The 17,397-nt window shown below is 70.9% G+C and carries 16 protein-coding genes; 11 read left to right on the plus strand and 5 right to left on the minus strand.

All coding sequences use genetic code 11. The features are described from left to right. Nucleotides 1–2 precede the first annotated feature (2 nt). Nucleotides 3–1,082 carry an alpha/beta hydrolase gene (locus C569_RS0114105; protein WP_231394792.1) on the plus strand — a complete coding sequence of 360 codons (1,080 nt, stop codon included), beginning with the start codon at nucleotides 3–5 and terminating at the stop codon, nucleotides 1,080–1,082. A 59-nt stretch (nucleotides 1,083–1,141) separates the two neighbouring features. On the opposite strand, the gene C569_RS0114110 is transcribed toward C569_RS0114105, so the two are convergent. Next, a complete protein-coding gene (locus tag C569_RS0114110; RefSeq protein ID WP_018786427.1) occupies nucleotides 1,142–1,777 on the minus strand; it encodes a helix-turn-helix domain-containing protein in 636 nt (211 codons plus the stop codon). A gap of 340 nt (nucleotides 1,778–2,117) precedes the next feature. On the opposite strand from C569_RS0114110, the gene C569_RS30280 reads away from it, so the two are divergent. The 5 genes from C569_RS30280 (at nucleotide 2,118) to C569_RS30285 (ending at nucleotide 6,922) form a co-directional block, all read left to right on the plus strand. Beyond that, nucleotides 2,118–3,167 (plus strand): dipeptidase, encoded by a 1,050-nt coding sequence (locus tag C569_RS30280; RefSeq protein ID WP_018786428.1) that lies wholly within the window; start codon nucleotides 2,118–2,120, stop codon nucleotides 3,165–3,167. Nucleotides 3,168–3,198: 31 nt separating this feature from the next. Beyond that, on the plus strand, nucleotides 3,199–4,812 hold the full coding sequence (locus C569_RS0114120) for an ABC transporter substrate-binding protein (RefSeq protein ID WP_196806727.1): 1,614 nt from the start codon (nucleotides 3,199–3,201) through the stop codon (nucleotides 4,810–4,812). 64 nt (nucleotides 4,813–4,876) lie between these two features. Then, the gene (locus C569_RS0114125; protein WP_018786430.1) at nucleotides 4,877–5,743 is read left to right on the plus strand and encodes a hypothetical protein; all 867 of its coding nucleotides are present in this window, start codon (nucleotides 4,877–4,879) and stop codon (nucleotides 5,741–5,743) included. A 1-nt stretch (nucleotide 5,744) separates the two neighbouring features. Then, nucleotides 5,745–5,945 carry a tautomerase family protein gene (locus tag C569_RS0114130; protein ID WP_018786431.1) on the plus strand — a complete coding sequence of 67 codons (201 nt, stop codon included), beginning with the start codon at nucleotides 5,745–5,747 and terminating at the stop codon, nucleotides 5,943–5,945. Next, nucleotides 5,942–6,922, plus strand: coding sequence for a D-2-hydroxyacid dehydrogenase (locus C569_RS30285; RefSeq protein ID WP_018786432.1), 981 nt, complete (start codon nucleotides 5,942–5,944; stop codon nucleotides 6,920–6,922). The genes C569_RS0114130 and C569_RS30285 overlap by 4 nt, the downstream gene beginning before the upstream one ends. Nucleotides 6,923–6,984: 62 nt before the next feature. On the opposite strand, the gene C569_RS0114140 is transcribed toward C569_RS30285, so the two are convergent. The 4 genes from C569_RS0114140 to C569_RS0114155 are packed head-to-tail and all read right to left on the minus strand — an operon-like array spanning nucleotide 6,985 to nucleotide 11,597. After that, complete coding sequence (locus C569_RS0114140) at nucleotides 6,985–9,159, minus strand: thiamine pyrophosphate-dependent enzyme (RefSeq protein WP_369753502.1); 2,175 nt, start codon at nucleotides 9,157–9,159, stop codon at nucleotides 6,985–6,987. 49 nt (nucleotides 9,160–9,208) lie between these two features. After that, complete coding sequence (locus tag C569_RS0114145; RefSeq protein WP_051090489.1) at nucleotides 9,209–10,111, minus strand: ABC transporter permease; 903 nt, start codon at nucleotides 10,109–10,111, stop codon at nucleotides 9,209–9,211. Beyond that, entirely contained in the window at nucleotides 10,101–11,048 is a 948-nt protein-coding gene (nikB, locus tag C569_RS0114150) for a nickel ABC transporter permease (protein ID WP_026268134.1), read from the minus strand. Before nikB ends, C569_RS0114145 begins: the two co-directional genes overlap by 11 nt. A gap of 18 nt (nucleotides 11,049–11,066) precedes the next feature. Beyond that, nucleotides 11,067–11,597 carry an Lrp/AsnC family transcriptional regulator gene (locus tag C569_RS0114155; protein ID WP_018786436.1) on the minus strand — a complete coding sequence of 177 codons (531 nt, stop codon included), beginning with the start codon at nucleotides 11,595–11,597 and terminating at the stop codon, nucleotides 11,067–11,069. Between the two features lie 120 nt (nucleotides 11,598–11,717). Here C569_RS0114155 and C569_RS30290 point away from each other — a divergent pair, with 120 nt between their 5' ends. The 5 genes from C569_RS30290 to C569_RS0114180 are packed head-to-tail and all read left to right on the plus strand — an operon-like array spanning nucleotide 11,718 to nucleotide 17,356. Next, entirely contained in the window at nucleotides 11,718–12,761 is a 1,044-nt protein-coding gene (locus tag C569_RS30290; RefSeq protein ID WP_036345830.1) for an ABC transporter ATP-binding protein, read from the plus strand. Continuing rightward, nucleotides 12,761–13,795 (plus strand): ABC transporter ATP-binding protein, encoded by a 1,035-nt coding sequence (locus tag C569_RS0114165; protein WP_018786438.1) that lies wholly within the window; start codon nucleotides 12,761–12,763, stop codon nucleotides 13,793–13,795. Before C569_RS30290 ends, C569_RS0114165 begins: the two co-directional genes overlap by 1 nt. 2 nt (nucleotides 13,796–13,797) lie before the next feature. After that, the gene (locus C569_RS0114170; RefSeq protein ID WP_018786439.1) at nucleotides 13,798–15,225 is read left to right on the plus strand and encodes an aldehyde dehydrogenase family protein; all 1,428 of its coding nucleotides are present in this window, start codon (nucleotides 13,798–13,800) and stop codon (nucleotides 15,223–15,225) included. An 8-nt stretch (nucleotides 15,226–15,233) separates the two neighbouring features. After that, a complete protein-coding gene (locus C569_RS0114175; RefSeq protein WP_018786440.1) occupies nucleotides 15,234–16,181 on the plus strand; it encodes an NAD(P)-dependent oxidoreductase in 948 nt (315 codons plus the stop codon). A gap of 38 nt (nucleotides 16,182–16,219) precedes the next feature. Beyond that, nucleotides 16,220–17,356 carry an acyl-CoA dehydrogenase family protein gene (locus C569_RS0114180; RefSeq protein WP_369753504.1) on the plus strand — a complete coding sequence of 379 codons (1,137 nt, stop codon included), beginning with the start codon at nucleotides 16,220–16,222 and terminating at the stop codon, nucleotides 17,354–17,356. Nucleotides 17,357–17,397: the final 41 nt, after the last annotated feature.

The raw sequence follows: 17,397 nt of genomic DNA on the forward strand, positions 1-17,397 counted from the left end.
CGGTGCGGCTCGCCGTCGTGACCGGCCCCGGACTGGTGGCCGACGCCGGGCTGCTGTCGTCCCTCGTCGCCACCACCTGCGCCGAACTGGACGTCACCGGCGAGGCGGTCGCCGCCGCCTCCGCCGACGAGATCCGCTCGTTGCTCGCCACGACGGACCAACCGGTGGTGGTGCTGCCCGGACCCACCGCCCCGGCCCGTGCCCTCATCGGCGCGCGGCCGTCCGGCGTGGTCTGGTACGACCTCACCGTCGAGTCGCCGGTGCCCGGCGCGGTCCACCTGGCCGGGCGGGGACTCTCGGGCCTGGCCTGGGCGATCCGGCACGCCGTGCACCGCCGCCGGGCACCCGCCACCCGGATCGCCTACGGCCCGGACCCGGACCAGTGGGGCGACCTGCGGCTGCCGTCCGCCTCGCCCACCGGGCCCGCGCCGGTCGCGGTGCTGCTGCACGGCGGGTTCTGGCGGTCCGTCTGGGGCGCCGACCTGATGGACGCGCTCGCCGACGACCTGGCCCGGCGCGGGTACGCGTCCTGGAACCTGGAGTACCGGCGCCCGGACCGGCACGGCTGGGACGCGACCACACAGGACGTCGAGGCGGGCATCACCGCGCTGCGGGACCTCGCCGCCGATTGGTCGCTGGACCTGGACCGGATCGTCGTCTTCGGCCACTCGGCGGGCGGGCAGCTCGCGCTGCGCGCCGCGGCGGACCTGGCCCGCCGCGCGAGCGGGCCGCGTGTGGCGCTCGCGGTGTCGCTGGCCGGGGTGCTCGACCTCACCGAGGGCGAGCGGCGCTACCTCGGCGACGGCGCGGTCGCCGCGGCGCTGGGCGGCTCACCGGCGACGGCTCCGCGCCGGTACGCCGAAAGCGACCCGATGCGCCGCCTGCCGGCCGGGGTGCCCACACTGCTGGTGCAGGGGACGGAGGACAGCCTCGACCTCGTCGACAGCAACCGCCGGTACGCCATGGCCGCCCGCGAGGCGGGCGACGACGTCCGGTATCTCGAACAGGCCGGGGACCACTTCGCCGTCATCGACAGCGGCGCTGACATCTGGCACGCCACCATGACCGCGATCGGCGGCTGACCCCGGTGCCTGCTCCACGCTTGTTCACCGACATGAACAAGCGTGGAGTTCGGCGTGTCTCAGAACAGGCGGGGCGTGACGACCGAGACCACAGTCGTCACCGAGTCCGTGTCGTTGTACATCTGGTGCGGCGCCGACGAGCGCAGGTGCACGCTGTCACCCGGGAGCAGCCGGTGCTCGACGCCCTCCACCTCGTAGAGCAGCTCACCGGAGATGACGTAGGCGAACTCCTCGCCCCGGTGGCCGTACGCGTTCTCCCGGCGCCCGCCCGGCGCTATGTGCACGAGCATCGGTTCGAGCACCAGGTCCGGCCCGCGGTCGGAGAGCATGCGGTAGGTCTGCTGCCCGGACACGTACTGCGTGGCCGCCGTCTCCGCCCTGGTCAGCGTGAAGTGATGGGGGAGCGAGGAGACAGTGCTGTCCGACGCGGCGGTGCCGGCGTCGAAGAAGTCGGCCACCGACCGGTCGAGCGCCTTGGCGACGCTGCCGAGCGCGGTCAACCCGATGGAGGAGATGCCGCGCTCGACCTGGGACAGGAAGCCGATCGACAGGCCGGAGCGGGAGGCGAGGCCGCGCAGGGTGAGCCCGCGCTCCTTGCGGTACCGCCGGATCCGGGCGCCGACCACGCCCGCCGGGGTGCTCTCGTCCGCAGCGCCACCGGGTGTGGCCTGCTCCGACGGTGCCTGACTGTCCATGGACCGCACGAGGACCTCCTGTTGCGGTGGCGGGGGATCCGCCCGGCATGTTCGATCCTATCGAACATGCCTGCTCCCGGGCGAGGGGGAGCCGCGGTCATTTCCGTGCGCCGCCGCGCCGTCCCTGGCGGACAGCCAGCAGGGCCACTTGTCTCCCTTGACTTTTTGGTGATGCTTCGACCCCTTCGCGCCGGACCGGCCACCCTCGATCGATTTGCCAACGCAGAAACGACGAAATTCGTCGCAACCAGGCTCTCTAGCGACGAGTTGATGAGTTTTTATGGACAACAACTGGCGTGCCTCGTAGAGTCTCGACATCTTCTGACGATCTGGAGATGACGTGAAAACTGCCGCCACCGGCCATCCCGCTCGCACCGCCACCGATCTGCACGCCGCCGCCACAGTGGTGGACGGCAGTACGGTGATCGAGCTCAGCGACGCCCATCTCGACCGGATCCGGCGAGGCGGCGTCACCGCGGTCAACCACACGGTCACCCGGCCGTACGCGGACACCGTCACCGCCCTGCGTGAAGTCAACCGCTGCCGCAGGTGGATCGACGCGCACCAAGACGAGGTACTGCTCGCCCTGACGGTGGACGACATCCACCGGGCGAAGGCCGAGGGCAGGGAGGCCGTCATCCTCGGCCCGCAGGACACCGAGATGATCGGGGTGGACCTCGATCTGCTCGGCACGTTCCACGACCTGGGCGTCCGCATTCTCCAACTGACCTACCAGCGGCAGAACCTGCTCGGCGCGGGCTGCGGCGAGATCACCGACTCGGGACTGACGCACCGGGGCCGTGCCTTCGTGCGAGAGATGAACGAGCTGGGCATCCTGGTCGACGTCTCACACTGCGGTGAGCGCACCGGCCTGGACGCCATGGACGCTTCCGGCAAGCCCGTCGTCGTCACGCACGCCTTCTGCGACGCGCTGTCGCCGCACATCCGTGCCAAGTCGGATGGTTACCTGCGGTGCCTCGCCGAGCAGGGCGGCGTCATGGGCATCACCACCCTGTCGGGGTTCCTGTACCACCCGGACGACCCGTCCCGTCGTCCGGACCTGAACCGCTTCGTGGAGCACGTCTGCCGTGTGGTGGAGGTGACCGGCGTCGACCACGTCGCCGTCGCCACCGACTACGACGAGACGTGGACCGAGGAGATGCGGATCGCGCAGCTCGAGAGCATCGCGCAGGCGAACTCGACGGAGCACCGGAACCTGCTGGGCGATTTCGGCTGGGCGGAGCGCCGGGCGATCGGCATGGACGACGCCGCGGACTTCCCCAACATCACCGCGGCGCTTCTGACCGGCGGCTTCTCGCCGGAGGACGTGACCAAGATCCTCGGGGGCAACTGGCTCCGGGTCTATGGGGAGGCATGGAAGCCGGCCTGAATCACTAATCGTGACACTGCCAAGGAGACTCATGCGTACCCGAATTCTGATGAGAGCGCTGGCGGTGGGCGTCGTGGCGACGCTCGCGGCCGGCTGCGGAGGCGGCGAGCCGCCGTCGGGCAAGTCCGGTGGTAACGCCAGCGACGGCCTCACCGGCAACGTCAAGCTGGAGGACGAGACGCAGGCCGCCGGCACGCCGAAGCCCGGTGGCCGCCTGCGGATCATGATCCGCCTGGACGCCAACGAGCTCGACCCGCACCGGATGTCGGAGACCTCGGCCTTCGTCATCAACGAGCAGATCTACGAGTCGCTCGTGCAGTCGTACCGGGGTGAGATCAAGCCGGCCATCGCCGAGTCGTGGGAGCAGAGCGCGGACGGCCTGACCGTCACGTTCAAGCTGCGCGGCAACGCTTACTTCCACAGTGGCCGCAAGGTGACCGCCGCGGACGTGAAGTACTCGATCGAGCGGATCAAGGACCCGGCCACCCGGGCGCCGCGGGCGCGCAGCTACGAGGGCATCACCTCGGTCGAGGCGACCGACGAGCGTACCGTCGTTATGAAGCTGGCCAAGCCCAATGCGGCCATCCTGACCCTGCTGTCCACCGCCGCGTCGTCGATCGTCGACAAGACGGTGATCGAGTCCCAGGGCGACCTGAACGGCAGCGTCGACGGCGGCAGCGGCCCGTTCAAGCTGGCCGCCCGGACCACCGGCCAGGCCATCAAGCTGGACAAGCACGACAAGTACTGGGAGTCCGGCGTCCCGTACCTCGACGGCCTGGACTTCACCTTCAACCCGGACGACAACGCCCGCGCCGCCGCCGTGCGCAGCGGCACCGTCGACTTCCTCTGGCGGCCCGCGCCCGAGTTCATCGACGCGCTCAAGCGCGACGAGAAGCTCAAGTGGTACGGCGGCTCCGGCTCGCTGTCGCTGCACCTACGGCTGAACACCTCGAAGGCGCCGTACGACAACGTCAAGGTCCGGCAGGCCATCTACACGGCGCTGGACCGGCAGGAGATCCTGGACGTCGCCAACTCCGGCTTCGGCACCGCGCTCAACGCCGGCTACCTGCCGTCGGACCGGTTCGGCGCGCTCAAGGAGCCGGTGTACGGCAAGCCGGACGTCGAGAAGGCGAAGGCGCTGCTGGCCGAGGCGGGCTACCCGAACGGCTTCGACGCCAAGCTGATGGTGATCGCCACCTCGGCGTTCCAGGTGCGCTCGGCCGAGGTGGAGCAGCAGCAGCTCGCCAAGATCGGCATCAAGGTGACGCTGGAGTCGGTGGAGGCCACCATCGCCGACACCAAGACGAAGTCCGGTGACTTCGACATGTACCAGTCTGGCTTCGGCCTCACCTACGACCCGGACGAGCGGTTCACCGCCAGTTTCCTCAAGGGCGGCGGCCTGAACTACGGCAACTGGTCCGACGCCGAGTACGAGGACCTGGTCGTCAGGGCCCGCTCCGAGATGGACCGGGACAAGCGCGCCGAGCTCTACCAGCAGGCCGAGAAGATCCTGGCCGAGCGCGGCCCGGTGGCCATGACGTTCCTGAACGCCGACTTCGACGTGGTGCAGAAGGACGTCATGGGTTACCGGGGTGACCCGACGCCGACGTACCGCTTCTACCGGCACCTCTGGCTGGACCGCTGACGAGCGCGGAGGGGACGCCACCCGAAGGCGTCCCCTCCGCCGCACCCGCGACGAAAGGGAATCCATGACGTCCGTACCCCTTACCCACCGCTACATCATCGCCGCCCGGCTGAAGGGCTACCTCGGCAAGCACGAGGAGTCCGTGGCCCTGCTGACCGAGGCGCTCGAACTGGAGCCGAACAGCCCGCGCCTGCTGCGCTTCCGGGGTCACCGCCGGATCTCCATCAGTGACTACGCCGGGGCGATCGCCGACCTGCGCGCCGCCGCCGACCAGCTCGCCGGTGTCGAGGACGAGTACGAGATGTACCAGCCGGAGGTGGAGAAGGACGTCGTGAGCCTGATCCTCGGCCGGCCCGAGGACGTACGCCCGCAGCACCTCAGCGACGCCGACGCCGCCGCGGACCCGGAGATCCTCGGTCGGTACCACACCACGCTGCACGCCTCCGTCTGGTATCACCTCGGCGTCGCCCAGTACCTCGCCGGTGACCTGGAGGGCTGCCTGCCCAGCTTCGCCGAGTCGGAGAAGGCGTCCCGGCACCAGGAGGGGCTGGTGGCGTCGCAGGACTGGCAGTACATGGCGCTGCGGCGCCTCGGCCGCACCGCCGAGGCCGAGGAGGTGCTCGACCGGTTCCGTCAGGTCGACCTGGTCGACGAACCGCACCTGGTCGGCTACGAGGGCCGGATGAGGCTTTACACCGGCCAGATCGGCCCGGACGAGCTGTGGGCGATGTGCGACGGCAACAGCCTCAAGACCGTGACCCAGGGGTACGGCCTCGGCAACTGGCACTACTACAACGGCGACGCCGGAAAGGCGCGCGAGGTCTTCGACGGTGTGCTGAAGACCCGCGTCACGCACGCCTTCGCCTACCTGGCCGTCAAGGCCGAGTACGAGCGCAACCCGGACTTTGCGACCACGAGCAGGGAGAACTGACATGGCAATCATCCGGGCCGAGATCGGCAAGCGGGATCAGGCCACCAAGGAAGCGATGATCGCGGACCTGACCGACGTGCTGGTCAAGTACGGCTCTCCGCGCGAGAACACCCACGTCCTGCTCTACGAGGTGTCGTACGACAACTGGGCCAAGGGCGGCGTGACGTACAACAACCGGAAGCGTGCGCAGGAGTCCTCGTGACCGGCGCCGCGGCGGGACCGCACGTCCTGCTCACCCCCAACCTGTCGGACCTGCTCCCGCAGTTGCGGGAGCGGTTCCCGCAGTGCCGGTTCAGCCCGGTCCCCGACGGTGAGCCGGTCCGCGAGGAGTGGCTCGACGCCGAGGTGATCCTGCGCAGCGCGATGAACGAGGACACCTTCGACGAGCTGCTGGCCAAGTGCGACCGGCTGCGGTGGGTGCAGATCACCGCGGCCGGGTTCGACTGGGTGGGCGGCGAGCTGATGCAGCGCCGCCTCGCCGACGGGCTGCTCTACACCCGGTCGCCCAACTCCTACAACGTGCCGATCGCCGAGTACGCCGTCGGCGCGGTGCTGATGCGCTTCCGCGCGTTCCCGGAACACCGGGAGGCACAGGAGCGCCGGGAGTGGGTGCGGATCACCGGCCGGGACTTCATCGGCAGCACGATGCTGATCTTCGGCACCGGCGGCATCGGCGGCGAGGTGGCCTGGCGGGCCCGTGCCCTCGGGGTCGACGTGATCGGCGTGAACCGTTCCGGCATCCCGGCCGAGGGCTTCGACCGGGTGATCCCGTACGCCGAGCACACGGCCGTGCTGTCGGAGGCCGACTCGGTGGTCCTGGCCATGCCGCTGACCAGCGAGAACCGCTACTTCTTCGACGCCGCGCACTTCGCGGCGATGAAGGAGTCGGCGGTGCTGGTGAACGTCGGGCGGGGCGCCCTCGTGGTGGAGGACGCCCTGGTCGACGCGATGCGGTCCGGCCGGATCGCCGGCGCGGTGCTGGACGTGTTCGAGGAGGAGCCGCTGCCGGCCGATCACCGGTTGTGGGGCCTGCCGAACACGACGATCACCCCGCACACGTCGTTCCGCGGCACCGGCAACCTGCAGCGGCTCTACACCGACTTCTGCGTCAACCTGGAGCGTTACCTGGCCGGCGAGCAGCTGGCCGGCCTGAAGCGGCAGCCCGATCTGGGGTACTGAGGCGGCCGAACGGGAGGCGGCCCACCGGATGATCCGGTGGGCCGCCTTCGTCGTGCCGTGCGTCAGTCGAGCAGCGCGCGGGCGGCCGTCAGCACGTCGTGCTCACCGAGCAGGACGTGGTCGGCCGCCGGGCCCAGCGGGACGTAGCTGTCGACGCTGTTGACGCGGGAGATCCGGCCCGGGTAACCGGCGTCGACCAGGGCGGCCACCACCGCCTCGGACACCCCGCCGCCGGCCCGCGTCTCGTCGACCACCAGCACCCGGGGTACGCCGTCGAGCGCGGCGAGCAGGCTCGCTGCCGGCAGCGGCGCGAGCCACTGCAGGTCCACGACACGGGTTCCGGCGCCCCGCTCGGCGGCGAGCGTCCCGGCCACCCGCAGGCTCATCGGCACCCCGTTGCCGAGCGTGACGAGCGCCAGGTCGCCGCCGTCGCGGACGGTGCGGACCTGCCCGAGCGGCGCCTCGGTGGCCGCCCACTCGTCCGGCGGGGCGTACCGGGCCAGCCAGCCGCCGTCGCCGTCGGTGTGCAGGTCGCGCGTGTGATAGAGCGCGATCGGCTCGAGGAACACGCAGACCCGCTTCTCCTGCTCGGCCAGCGCGAGACACTGCCGCAGCAGCGCCGGGGCGGTGGCCGGGTGGGACGCGACGGCGAGCGACAGCCCGGGGATGTCCCGCAGCACGGCCACCGAGTTGTCGTTGTGGAAGTGCCCGCCGAACCCCTTCTGGTACGCCAGCCCGGCGATCCGGACCACCATGCCGTTGCCGTACTGCCCGGCGGAGAAGAACCGCAGCGAGGCGGCCTCGCCGCGCAGCTGGTCCTCGGCGTTGTGCAGGTAGGCGAGGTACTGGATCTCCGGAATCGGCAGCGTGCCGGCCAGCGCGCTGCCGAGCGCCACCCCGAGGATGGTCTGCTCGTCCAGCAGCGTATCGAACACGCGGTTCGCGCCGAACGCCTTGCGCAGCCCGCGGGTGGCGCCGTAGACGCCGCCCTTGCGGGCCACGTCCTCGCCGAAGACCTGGGCCTGCGGCCAGGTGAGCAGCGCGTCGTGCAGGGCGGCGTTCACCGACTGGGCGAGCGTGAGTGGTCCGCGCGACTCGGGGAGCCTGCCGCCGAACACCTTCTCCCGCCCGGCGCCGGCCCGTCCGGCAGCCGCGGCGACCCGGTCGGTCCGGCGCTCGGTGAGCGGAGCGGTCACCGCCGCCGCGTCGGGCAGCCGCTCGACCCGCCCGAGCATCGCCTCGGCCTGGTCCATGACCAGCTTGCGCGTCTGCTCGTAGCGGGCCAGGCTCTCGGCCGGGCCGAGGATCCCGCGCCGGGCCAGCACCGCCGCCGTGGCCAGCAGCGGATCGCGGGCGTAGTCGGCGAGGATCTCCAACCGGGACCGGTACGCCAGCTCCGCGTCGGAACCGGCGTGGCCCATGAACCGGACCGTGCGCAGGTGCAGCACGGCGGGCCGGCGTTCGGCGCGTACCCGATGGGCCACCTCGGCGGCGATGGCGAGCAGCCGCGCGGGGTCAGTGCCGTCGGCAGCGGTGTAGTCGAGGCCCGGCAGCGCGGACAGCATCCGCTCCACCCAGCCCTGCGGGGAGCGGGTGCTGATGCCGATGCCGTTGTCCTCGCAGACGAACAGCACCGGCATCCCGAGTCCCTGGTGGGCGACCCAGCCGGCGGCGTTCAGCGCGCCCGCGGCGGTGGAGTGGTTGGCCGAGGCGTCGCCGAAGCTGCACACCACCACCGCGTCAGCCGGATAGCCGGTGTCACCGACGCCCCGGTCCAGGGCGAACGCCATGCCCATCGCGCGGGGCAGGTGTGAGGCGATCGTCGAGGTCTGCGGGATGACGTTGAGCACCCGGTGCCCGAAGACCTTGTGCCGGCCGCCGGAGATCGGGTCCCGCCGGGACGCGGCAGCGGAGTGCAGCACGTCGGCGATCGGAGTGGACCCGGGAACCTGGCCGGCCCGGGCGGCGTAGAAGCCCCCGGACCGGTAGTGCAGCAGCGCCGGATCGGTCGGGCGCAGGGCCAGCGCGACAGCGGCGTTGCTCTCGTGGCCGCTGGACCCGATCGTGTAGAAGCCCTCCCGCTTCGACTGCAACCAGCGCAGCGCGAGGTCGAGGTGGCGGCTCTGGATCTGGGCGTCGAAGTAGTCCAGCAGCAAGCCGGCGTCGACGGCGGCGTCCGGCGACTGCTCCGCGGGCACCGGACGGCCCGCCGACCATTCCGACAGTTGACGAACCAGGTGTTCGTCGATGCTTTCCACGTTGCTCCTTGGCGAGGGGTGCGAGGGATCAGCGGCTGGACCGGCCGCGCAGTCGCGGGTCGAGGACGTCGCGGAGCGTGTCGCCCAGCAGGTTGAAGCCCAGCACCGCGATCATGATGCAGACGCCGGGGACCACGGACGGCCAGATCGACAGCTCCATGAACGCCTTGCCGCTGGAGAGCATCGAGCCCCAGGACGGCTGGGGCGGCTGCACGCCGAGCCCGAGGTAGCCCAGTGACGCCTCGACCAGGATCGCGGTGGCGAGGCTCGTGGTGAACTGCACGGCGATCGGGGCGACCGAGTTGGGCAGGATGTACTTGAAGATCAGCCGGGTGTTGCTCAGCCCGACCGCCTGACCGGACTCCACATACGGTTCGCGGCGCACCGACATCGCCGTGCCGCGCACGATGCGGGCGAAGCTCGGGATGAAGACGAGGATCAGGGCCAGGATCAGGTTCTCCGTGCCCGGTCCCCGGGCGGCCACGACCGCCAGAGCCAGCAGCAGCGTGGGGAAGGCGAACATGATGTCGGTGGCGGGCGTGATGACTGCGTCGAGGAAGCCCCGGTAGAAGCCGGCGAGCAGTCCGAGCAGGACGCCGACCGCGCCGGCGCAGGTCACCACGACCAGGCTGACCGCCAGCGAGGTGCGTGCGCCGTAGAGGGCCCGGCTGAGCAGGTCCCGGCCGGCCTCGTCGGCACCGAGCAGGAAGTCGCCGCCGGGCGGGGCGAGCCGCTGGTTCGACATGGCCGTCGGGTCGTACGGGGCGATGAGCGGTGCTAGCGCCGCGGCGGCACCCATCAGCACCACGATGACCAGGCCGATCGCGCCCACCCGGTCACGCCAGATCAGGCGCAGCAACTCCACGCTGCGGTGGGTCCTGCGGGCCGGTGCCGCGGCGCGGCTGCGGTCGGAAGCGACATCAGTGACCACTGCGCAACCTCGGATCCAGGTAGGTGTAGATGAGGTCTACGAGGAAGTTGACGACGACGTAGAAGAAGGCCAGGAAGAGCAGGGTGCCCTGGACGACCGGGTAGTCGCGCTGGGAGATGCCGCGGATGACCATGGTCCCCAGGCCCGGCCAGGCGAACACCTGCTCGACGATGACGGTGCCGCCCAGCAGCGCGCCGGCCTGGATGCCGAGCACCGTCACCACCGGGATCAGCGAGTTGCGCAGGGCGTGCCGGGCCATGACCACCCGCTCGTGCAGGCCCTTGGCGCGGGCGGTGCGCACGTAGTCCTGGTTGAGCACCTCCAGCATGCTGGAACGGGTCATCCGCATGCTGATCGCGGCGAGGCTGGAGCCCAGCGTCACGGCGGGGAGGACGAGGTGCTTCAGGGTCTCCCCGAAGCCCCCGCCCTCGCCCGCGCCCTGAGACGGCAGCCAGCCCAGCGACACCGAGAAGACGTACACCAGCAGGATGCCGAGCCAGAAGTTCGGCAGCGACAGCCCGACCAGCGAGCCGACCCGGGTGGTGGCGTCCAGCAGCCCGTTGCGCCTGGTCGCGCTGAGCACCCCGAGCGGAATCGAGATGAGGATCGAGACCAGCAGCGCCGACACGGCCAGCAGGAGTGTGGACGGAAGGCGCTGCATGATCTCTTCGAGTACCGGCTGGCCGGAGCGCATCGAGGTGCCGAAGTCGCCCTGGACCAGGGCGCCCAACCATCTCAGGAACTGCTCGTACACGGGCATGTCGAGCCCGAAGTAGCGGCGCATCTCCGCCTCGATCGCGGGGTCGCCGAAGTCCTGGCCCATGATCGAGCTGATCACGTCGCCGGGGATCATGCGGATGACCAGGAATGAGATCACCGAGATCCCGAAGAGGACTGGAATAACCGATAAGAGACGGGTCAACGTGATGCGCAGCATTGCGGTTTCTCCGGTCGGTCAGGTGTCGGCGCCGGGTGTGCCGGGGTCCGCCTTCGCGTCCCAGCCGGCTTCCTCGCCCCCCGTGACGGCGATGTCGCGCGCCCACTCGTGCGCGCGCTTGGCGACCCGTAGCACCATCACCGACCGGCTCTCCATCACCCCGTCGAGGTGGCCGAGCCGCTCGGTCCAGAACCGCCGCATGGCGTTGCTGGAGGCGAAGTAGCCGACGGCGATGATGTCGAACTGGCCGGTCACGTGGTAGACGTACGCGATCTCCGGCATTCCGGCGAGCTTGTCGATGAGCCTTTCGGTGGCACCGGGAGCGCTCTGGATCTCGAACAGGGTGTGCACCGGCCGCCCCATGAAGGCGGCGCTGGGGATCGCGGCGAACTGCAGCTGACCCTCGGTGACAAGCCGTTCCACCCGGCGTCGTACGGATCCCTCGGAGAGGCCGACCTTCGCCGCCAGCGCGACGTTCGTCTGTCTCGGATCCTGAACGAGCTCCCGGATGATGCTGCGATCTTTCTCGATCGAGCTCTTGGATGCCATCTCGCTCCAACTCTTAGTGACGGAATTCGTCGCTGCCGGGAGCCTAGACGACGAACATCGTCTGTGCAACACTCCGGGATGACGAATGGTGGCGTTCGGGAGTCTAACTCAGGGGGATCGATGGCCTTGTTGGAGGTCCGTGACCTGCGTACCGAATTCCGCGGCGCGCGGGGCTCGGTGACGGCGGTGGACGGGGTGTCGTTCACTGTCGACGCAGGGGAGATGGTCGCCCTTGTCGGTGAGTCCGGCTGCGGGAAGTCGGCGACCGCTCAGTCCATCATGGGGCTGATCGTGCCGCCGGCCGGTCAGGTGACCGGCGGTCAGGTGCTCTTCGAGGGGCGGGACCTGCTGCGGCTGTCCGCGCGGGACCTGAGAGCCGTCCGCGGCAAGGGCATCTCGATGATCTTCCAGGATCCGATGACCTCGCTGAACCCGGTGCTGACCGTGGGCCGGCAGATGACCGAGCCGCTGCAACTGCACCTCGGGATGAACCGCCGCGCCGCGCGCAAGCGGGCGGTCGAGCTGCTGGAGATGGTACGGATCCCGGCGGCGGACACCCGGCTCAGCTCGTATCCGCACCAGCTCTCCGGCGGCATGCGGCAGCGCGTCATGATCGCCATGGCGCTCTCCTGCCGGCCGCGGCTGATCCTCGCCGACGAGATCACCACCGCGCTCGACGTCACCATCCAGGCGCAGGTGCTGGACCTGCTCCGGGAACTGGCCCTGGAGACACGCACCGCGGTCCTGTTCATCACCCACGACCTCGGCGTGGTCGCCGGCATGGCCGAGCGCGTCAACGTCATGTACGCGGGCCAGATCGTCGAGCGCGCCGGGACCGTCGACCTGTTCCACCAGCCGCAGATGCCGTACACCTGGGGTCTGCTCGGCTCGGTGCCCCGCCTCGACCAGGTCCGGGGCGGCAAGCTGCGCCCCATCGCCGGCCGCCCGCCGGAACTGTCGGAGATCCCGCCCGGCTGCCGGTTCGCGCCGCGCTGCGTCCACGCCCGTGGCGTCTGCCGAGACGAGGCGCCCGGCCTGACCACCGTCCGGCGCGCGCCGGACCGCGACCAGCTCACCCGCTGCTGGGGCATGCGCCCGGCAGAGCAGGGCGGCTGGCTGACCACCGAGGACCGCTACGCCGACCAGAGCGCGGAGGTGCGCTGATGCCGCCCACCCCGGAGACCGTCCCCGAACCCCTGCTGCGGGTCCGTGACCTCGTTGTCGACTTCAAGGTTCCGGTCCGCGGCTCGCTGCTGCCGGCCCGGCTGCGCGCGGTCTCCGGCGTGGACCTGGACATCCGGCCCGGCGAGATCATCGGCGTGGTCGGCGAGTCCGGCTGCGGCAAGTCCACCACCGGCCGGGCCATCCTCCAACTGCTCAAGCCCAGCCAGGGCACCGTCACCTTCGACGGTATCGAGTTGACCACACTGGACCGCAGGCGGATGCGGGCCATGCGCCGGCAGATGCAGATGATCTTTCAGGACCCGTTCGCCTCGCTGAATCCCCGGATGACCATCGGCGAGCTGATCGAGGAGCCGCTGCTCGTGCACTCCGACCTGCCGGCGGCGGGTCGCCGGGCCAAGGCGCTGCAGACCATGCAACTGGTCGGGCTCAGCGAGAAGTGGCACGACAGGTATCCGCACGAGTTCTCCGGCGGCCAGCGCCAGCGTGTGGGCATCGCCCGCGCCCTGGTCAGCAACCCGCAGTTCATCGTCGCCGACGAGCCGGTCTCCGCGCTCGACGTCTCGGTGCAGGCGCAGATCGTCAACCTGCTCGAGGAACTCCAGGAGGAACTGGGCCTGACCATGATGTTCATCGCCCACGACCTGGCAGTCGTGCGGCACCTCTGCGACCGCATCGCGGTGATGTACCTCGGCTCCGTCGTGGAGGTGGGGGAGTGCGAGGACATGTACGACCGGCCGCGCCACCCGTACACCCAGGCCCTGCTGTCGGCGGTGCCGATTCCCGACCCGCTCGTCGAGACCGAGCGCCGGCGGGTGATCCTCAGCGGCGACGTGCCGAGCCCGCTGAACCCGCCGTCCGGCTGCCGGTTCCGGACCCGCTGCTGGAAGGCACAGGACATCTGCGCGGCCGAGACCCCCAAGCTCACCGGCGCCGGTCACCAGGTCGCCTGCCACTTCCCGGAGAACGCCGGCCCGCAGGACGACCCGGTCGCCGCCGTCGGCGCGGGGCGGTAGCCGTGCCGGTGCCGTACCACCGCAATCTCGTCGACGGTGAGTGGATCGACGGGGAACGGCGGCCGAACCTGAACCCGGCCCGCCCTGGCGAGGTCGTCAGCGAGTACGCCGCCGCCGACCGGGACACCACCCGCGCGGCGATCGAGGCGGCCCGCCGGGCCGGTCCGGGATGGGCGAAGCTGCCCGTCGGCGACCGGATGCGAATGCTGGACCGGATCGGCGGCACGATCCTGGACCGTGCCGACGAACTCGCCATGCTGCTCAGCCGCGAGGAGGGCAAGCTGCTCGCCGAGGCCCGCGGCGAGGTAGTCCGGGCCGGCCAGACGTTCCGTTACTACGCCCACCAGCTGCTGCAACCCACCGGCGAGGTCTACGCCTCCACCCGGCCCGACGTGCACGCCGAGGTCCGCCGCCGTCCGCTGGGGGCGGTCGGGATCATCACGCCCTGGAACTACCCGCTGGCGATCCCGGCGTGGAAGGTCGCGCCGGCACTCGCGTACGGCAACACGGTCGTGCTCAAGCCCGCCGAGCTGGTGCCCGCCAGTGCCGGGGAACTGGCCCGGATCATCGCCGGAGCAGATGTCCCGCCCGGCGTGTTCAACCTGGTCATGGGAGCCGGCTCGGTGGTCGGGGAGGAACTGCTCACCAGCGACGGCCTCGACGGCATCTCCTTCACCGGCGGCACCCGCACCGGCGCACACGTCGCCCAGCGCTGCATCGCTCACGGCAACAAGCGATTCCAGCTGGAGATGGGCGGCAAGAACCCGCTCGTGGTCTGCGACGACGCCGACCTGGACGTGGCGGTGCGCTGCGCTCTGGACGGCAGCTTCTTCAGCACCGGCCAGCGTTGCACCGCGTCGAGCCGGCTGATCGTGGCGGCCGGCATCCACGACCGGTTCGTGGCCGCGCTGTCCGAGGCGACGCGGGCACTCCGGGTCGGTGACCCGCTCGACCCGGACAGCCAGCTCGGCCCGGTGGTCAGCGCCGGCCAGCTCGACCAGAACCTCGCCTACGTCCGGATCGGCCGGGACGAGGGGACGATCGTGGCGGCCGGCGGGACGCACGACGGGCAGTTCATGCGGGCCACACTGCTCGTCGGCGCGCGCAACGACATGCGGGTGGCCCGCGAGGAGATCTTCGGCCCGGTGTCCTGCGTGATCCGCGCCGACGACCTCGACGAGGCGATCGCCCTGGCCAACGACACCGACTTCGGATTGTCCGCCGGAATCGTCACCACTTCCCTGTCGGCGGCCGAACGGTTCAAACGCGACGCCCGCGCCGGAATCGTCACCGTCAACCTGCCCACCGCCGGCACCGAGCTGCACCTGCCGTTCGGCGGCACGGGGGCCTCCAACCACGGCCCACGCGAGCAGGGCGGCTACGCCCGCGACTTCTACAGCGTGCCGGTGACCTGCTACACCGGCTGGTAAGGACGGCAATGTCCCCTCAGATCCTGCTCACCGAGCCCATCGCGGACGCCGGGATGCGGCTGCTGCACGCCGCCGGTGAGGTGCTCGTCGCCAACGTCACCGACCCCGCGGCGCTCGCCGCCGGACCGCTGGCCACCGCAGACGCGCTCGTGGTGCGCTCCTCCCCGGTAACCGCCATGATGCTCGACGCCGCGCCCCGGCTCAGGGTCATCGGCCGGCACGGCGCCGGGCTCGACGGCATCGACCTGGCCGCCGCGAAGCGGCTGGGCATCTCCGTGGTCGGCACGCCCGGCGCGAACGCCGAGTCGGTGGCCGAGTTCGTCGTCCTGGCCGCGCTCGCGCTCGCCCGGCAGCTCAGCGCCGCCGTGGTCACGCTGGCCGCCGGTGGCTTCCCGGCCGGACGTTCGCTGCCCGGCTCGGTCGTCGCCGCCGGACTGACCGGCACCATGCTCACCGGCCGCACGCTCGGCCTGGTCGGCCTCGGCGCGATCGGCCGGGGCGTCGCCGCCCGTGCCCGAGGGATGGGCATGACGATCCTCGGGTACGACGTCGCGGTCACCGAGCCGCCGGACGGCGTCCACCTGGTCAACCTGGACCGGCTGCTCGCCGAATCGGACGTGGTGAGCCTGCACGTGCCCCAGACCCCGCAGACCACCGGCCTGATCGGCGCCGCCGCGCTGGCCCGGATGCGTCCGCACGCGCTGCTCGTCAACACCGCGCGGGCCGGGGTGGTGGATGGCCCGGCGGTCCTCGCCGCACTCGACGCCGGCCGGCTGCGTGGCTACGCGGTGGACGTCTTCGCGCCCGAACCCCCCGCCGCCGACGACGCGATGCTGCACCACCCCCGCGTCCTCGCCACTCCGCACATGGCGGCGATGACCACCGACGCGCTCGACGCGATGGCCGTCGCCGTGGCGCGCGGCGTCCTCGCCCACCTGGAAGGAACCCGCACGTGACACTGACCGTCCCCGCGTCCGCCCTCGACTACTTCGGTGTGGACACGCTCGTCGACGACGACACCCGGGAACTGCAGGCCGCCGTGCGTGGCTTCGTGGACCGCCGGATCCGGCCGGAGGTCGCCGGCTGGTACGAGACGGGCCGGCTGCCCGTGCGGGAACTGGCCCGGGAGCTGGGCGACCTCGGCGTGCTCGGGATGCACCTGCAGGGGTACGGCTGCGCCGGCACCTCTGCCGTCGCATACGGCCTTGCCTGCTTCGAGCTGGAGGCGGGCGACTCGGGCCTGCGTTCCCTGGTCTCGGTACAGGGCTCGCTGGCCATGTACGCCATCTGGCGGTTCGGCTCCGAGGAGCAGAAGCGCGAGTGGCTGCCCCGGATGGCCGCGGGTGAGGCGATCGGCTGCTTCGGTCTGACCGAACCGGACTTCGGCTCCGACCCGGCGGGCATGCGCACCCGAGCCCGCCGCGACGGCGGAGACTGGGTGCTCAACGGCACCAAGATGTGGATCACGAACGGCTCGGTCGCCGATGTCGCCGTGGTGTGGGCCCGCACCGGCGAGGGCATCCGGGGCTTCGTCGTACCGGCCGGCACACCCGGGTTCACCGCGCCGGAGATCACCCGCAAGCTGTCCCTGCGCGCCTCGGTGACCTCCGAGCTGGTCCTCGACGACGTGCGGCTGCCGGCCGACGCGATGCTGCCCGAGGCGGCCGGGCTGTCCGGGCCGCTGAACTGCCTCAACGAGGCCCGCTTCGGCATCGTCTTCGGCGCGCTCGGCGCCGCGCACGACTGCCTGGAGACCACTGTCGCGTACGCCCGCAGCCGGCAGATCTTCGACAAGCCGCTCGCCGCGTACCAGGCCACCCAGCTCAAGCTCGCCGACATGGCGCTGGAACTGGGCAAGGGAATGCTGCTGGCGATCCAGATCGGCGCGATGAAGGACGCGGGCACGCTCGACCACCGGCAGATCAGCCTGGGCAAGCTCAACAGCGTGCGAGAGGCCATTGCCATCGCCCGCGAGTGCCGGACGATCCTCGGCGCGGCCGGCATCACCCTCGACTATCCGGTGCTGCGGCACGCGAACAACCTGGAGTCGGTGCTCACCTACGAGGGCACGTCCGAGGTGCACCAGCTCATCATCGGGCAGACGCTCACCGGTCACCCGGCCTTCCGCTGACCGTGTGCCCGGCCCGCGATCGGACGATCCGGGCCGGGCGC

This window comes from Micromonospora sp. CNB394, assembly GCF_000374985.1.
Classification (GTDB): Bacteria; Actinomycetota; Actinomycetes; order Mycobacteriales; family Micromonosporaceae; genus Micromonospora; species Micromonospora marina.

Coding starts and splice junctions, on each gene's coding strand:
- C569_RS0114110 (WP_018786427.1), bottom strand. CDS start 1,777: ATGGACAGTCAGGCACCGTCGGAGCAGGCCACACCCGGTGGCGCTGCG.
- C569_RS0114120 (WP_196806727.1), top strand. CDS start 3,199: ATGCGTACCCGAATTCTGATGAGAGCGCTGGCGGTGGGCGTCGTGGCG.
- C569_RS0114125 (WP_018786430.1), top strand. CDS start 4,877: ATGACGTCCGTACCCCTTACCCACCGCTACATCATCGCCGCCCGGCTG.
- C569_RS0114130 (WP_018786431.1), top strand. CDS start 5,745: ATGGCAATCATCCGGGCCGAGATCGGCAAGCGGGATCAGGCCACCAAG.
- nikB (WP_026268134.1), bottom strand. CDS start 11,048: ATGCTGCGCATCACGTTGACCCGTCTCTTATCGGTTATTCCAGTCCTC.
- C569_RS0114155 (WP_018786436.1), bottom strand. CDS start 11,597: ATGGCATCCAAGAGCTCGATCGAGAAAGATCGCAGCATCATCCGGGAG.
- C569_RS30290 (WP_036345830.1), top strand. CDS start 11,718: ATGGCCTTGTTGGAGGTCCGTGACCTGCGTACCGAATTCCGCGGCGCG.
- C569_RS0114165 (WP_018786438.1), top strand. CDS start 12,761: ATGCCGCCCACCCCGGAGACCGTCCCCGAACCCCTGCTGCGGGTCCGT.
- C569_RS0114175 (WP_018786440.1), top strand. CDS start 15,234: ATGTCCCCTCAGATCCTGCTCACCGAGCCCATCGCGGACGCCGGGATG.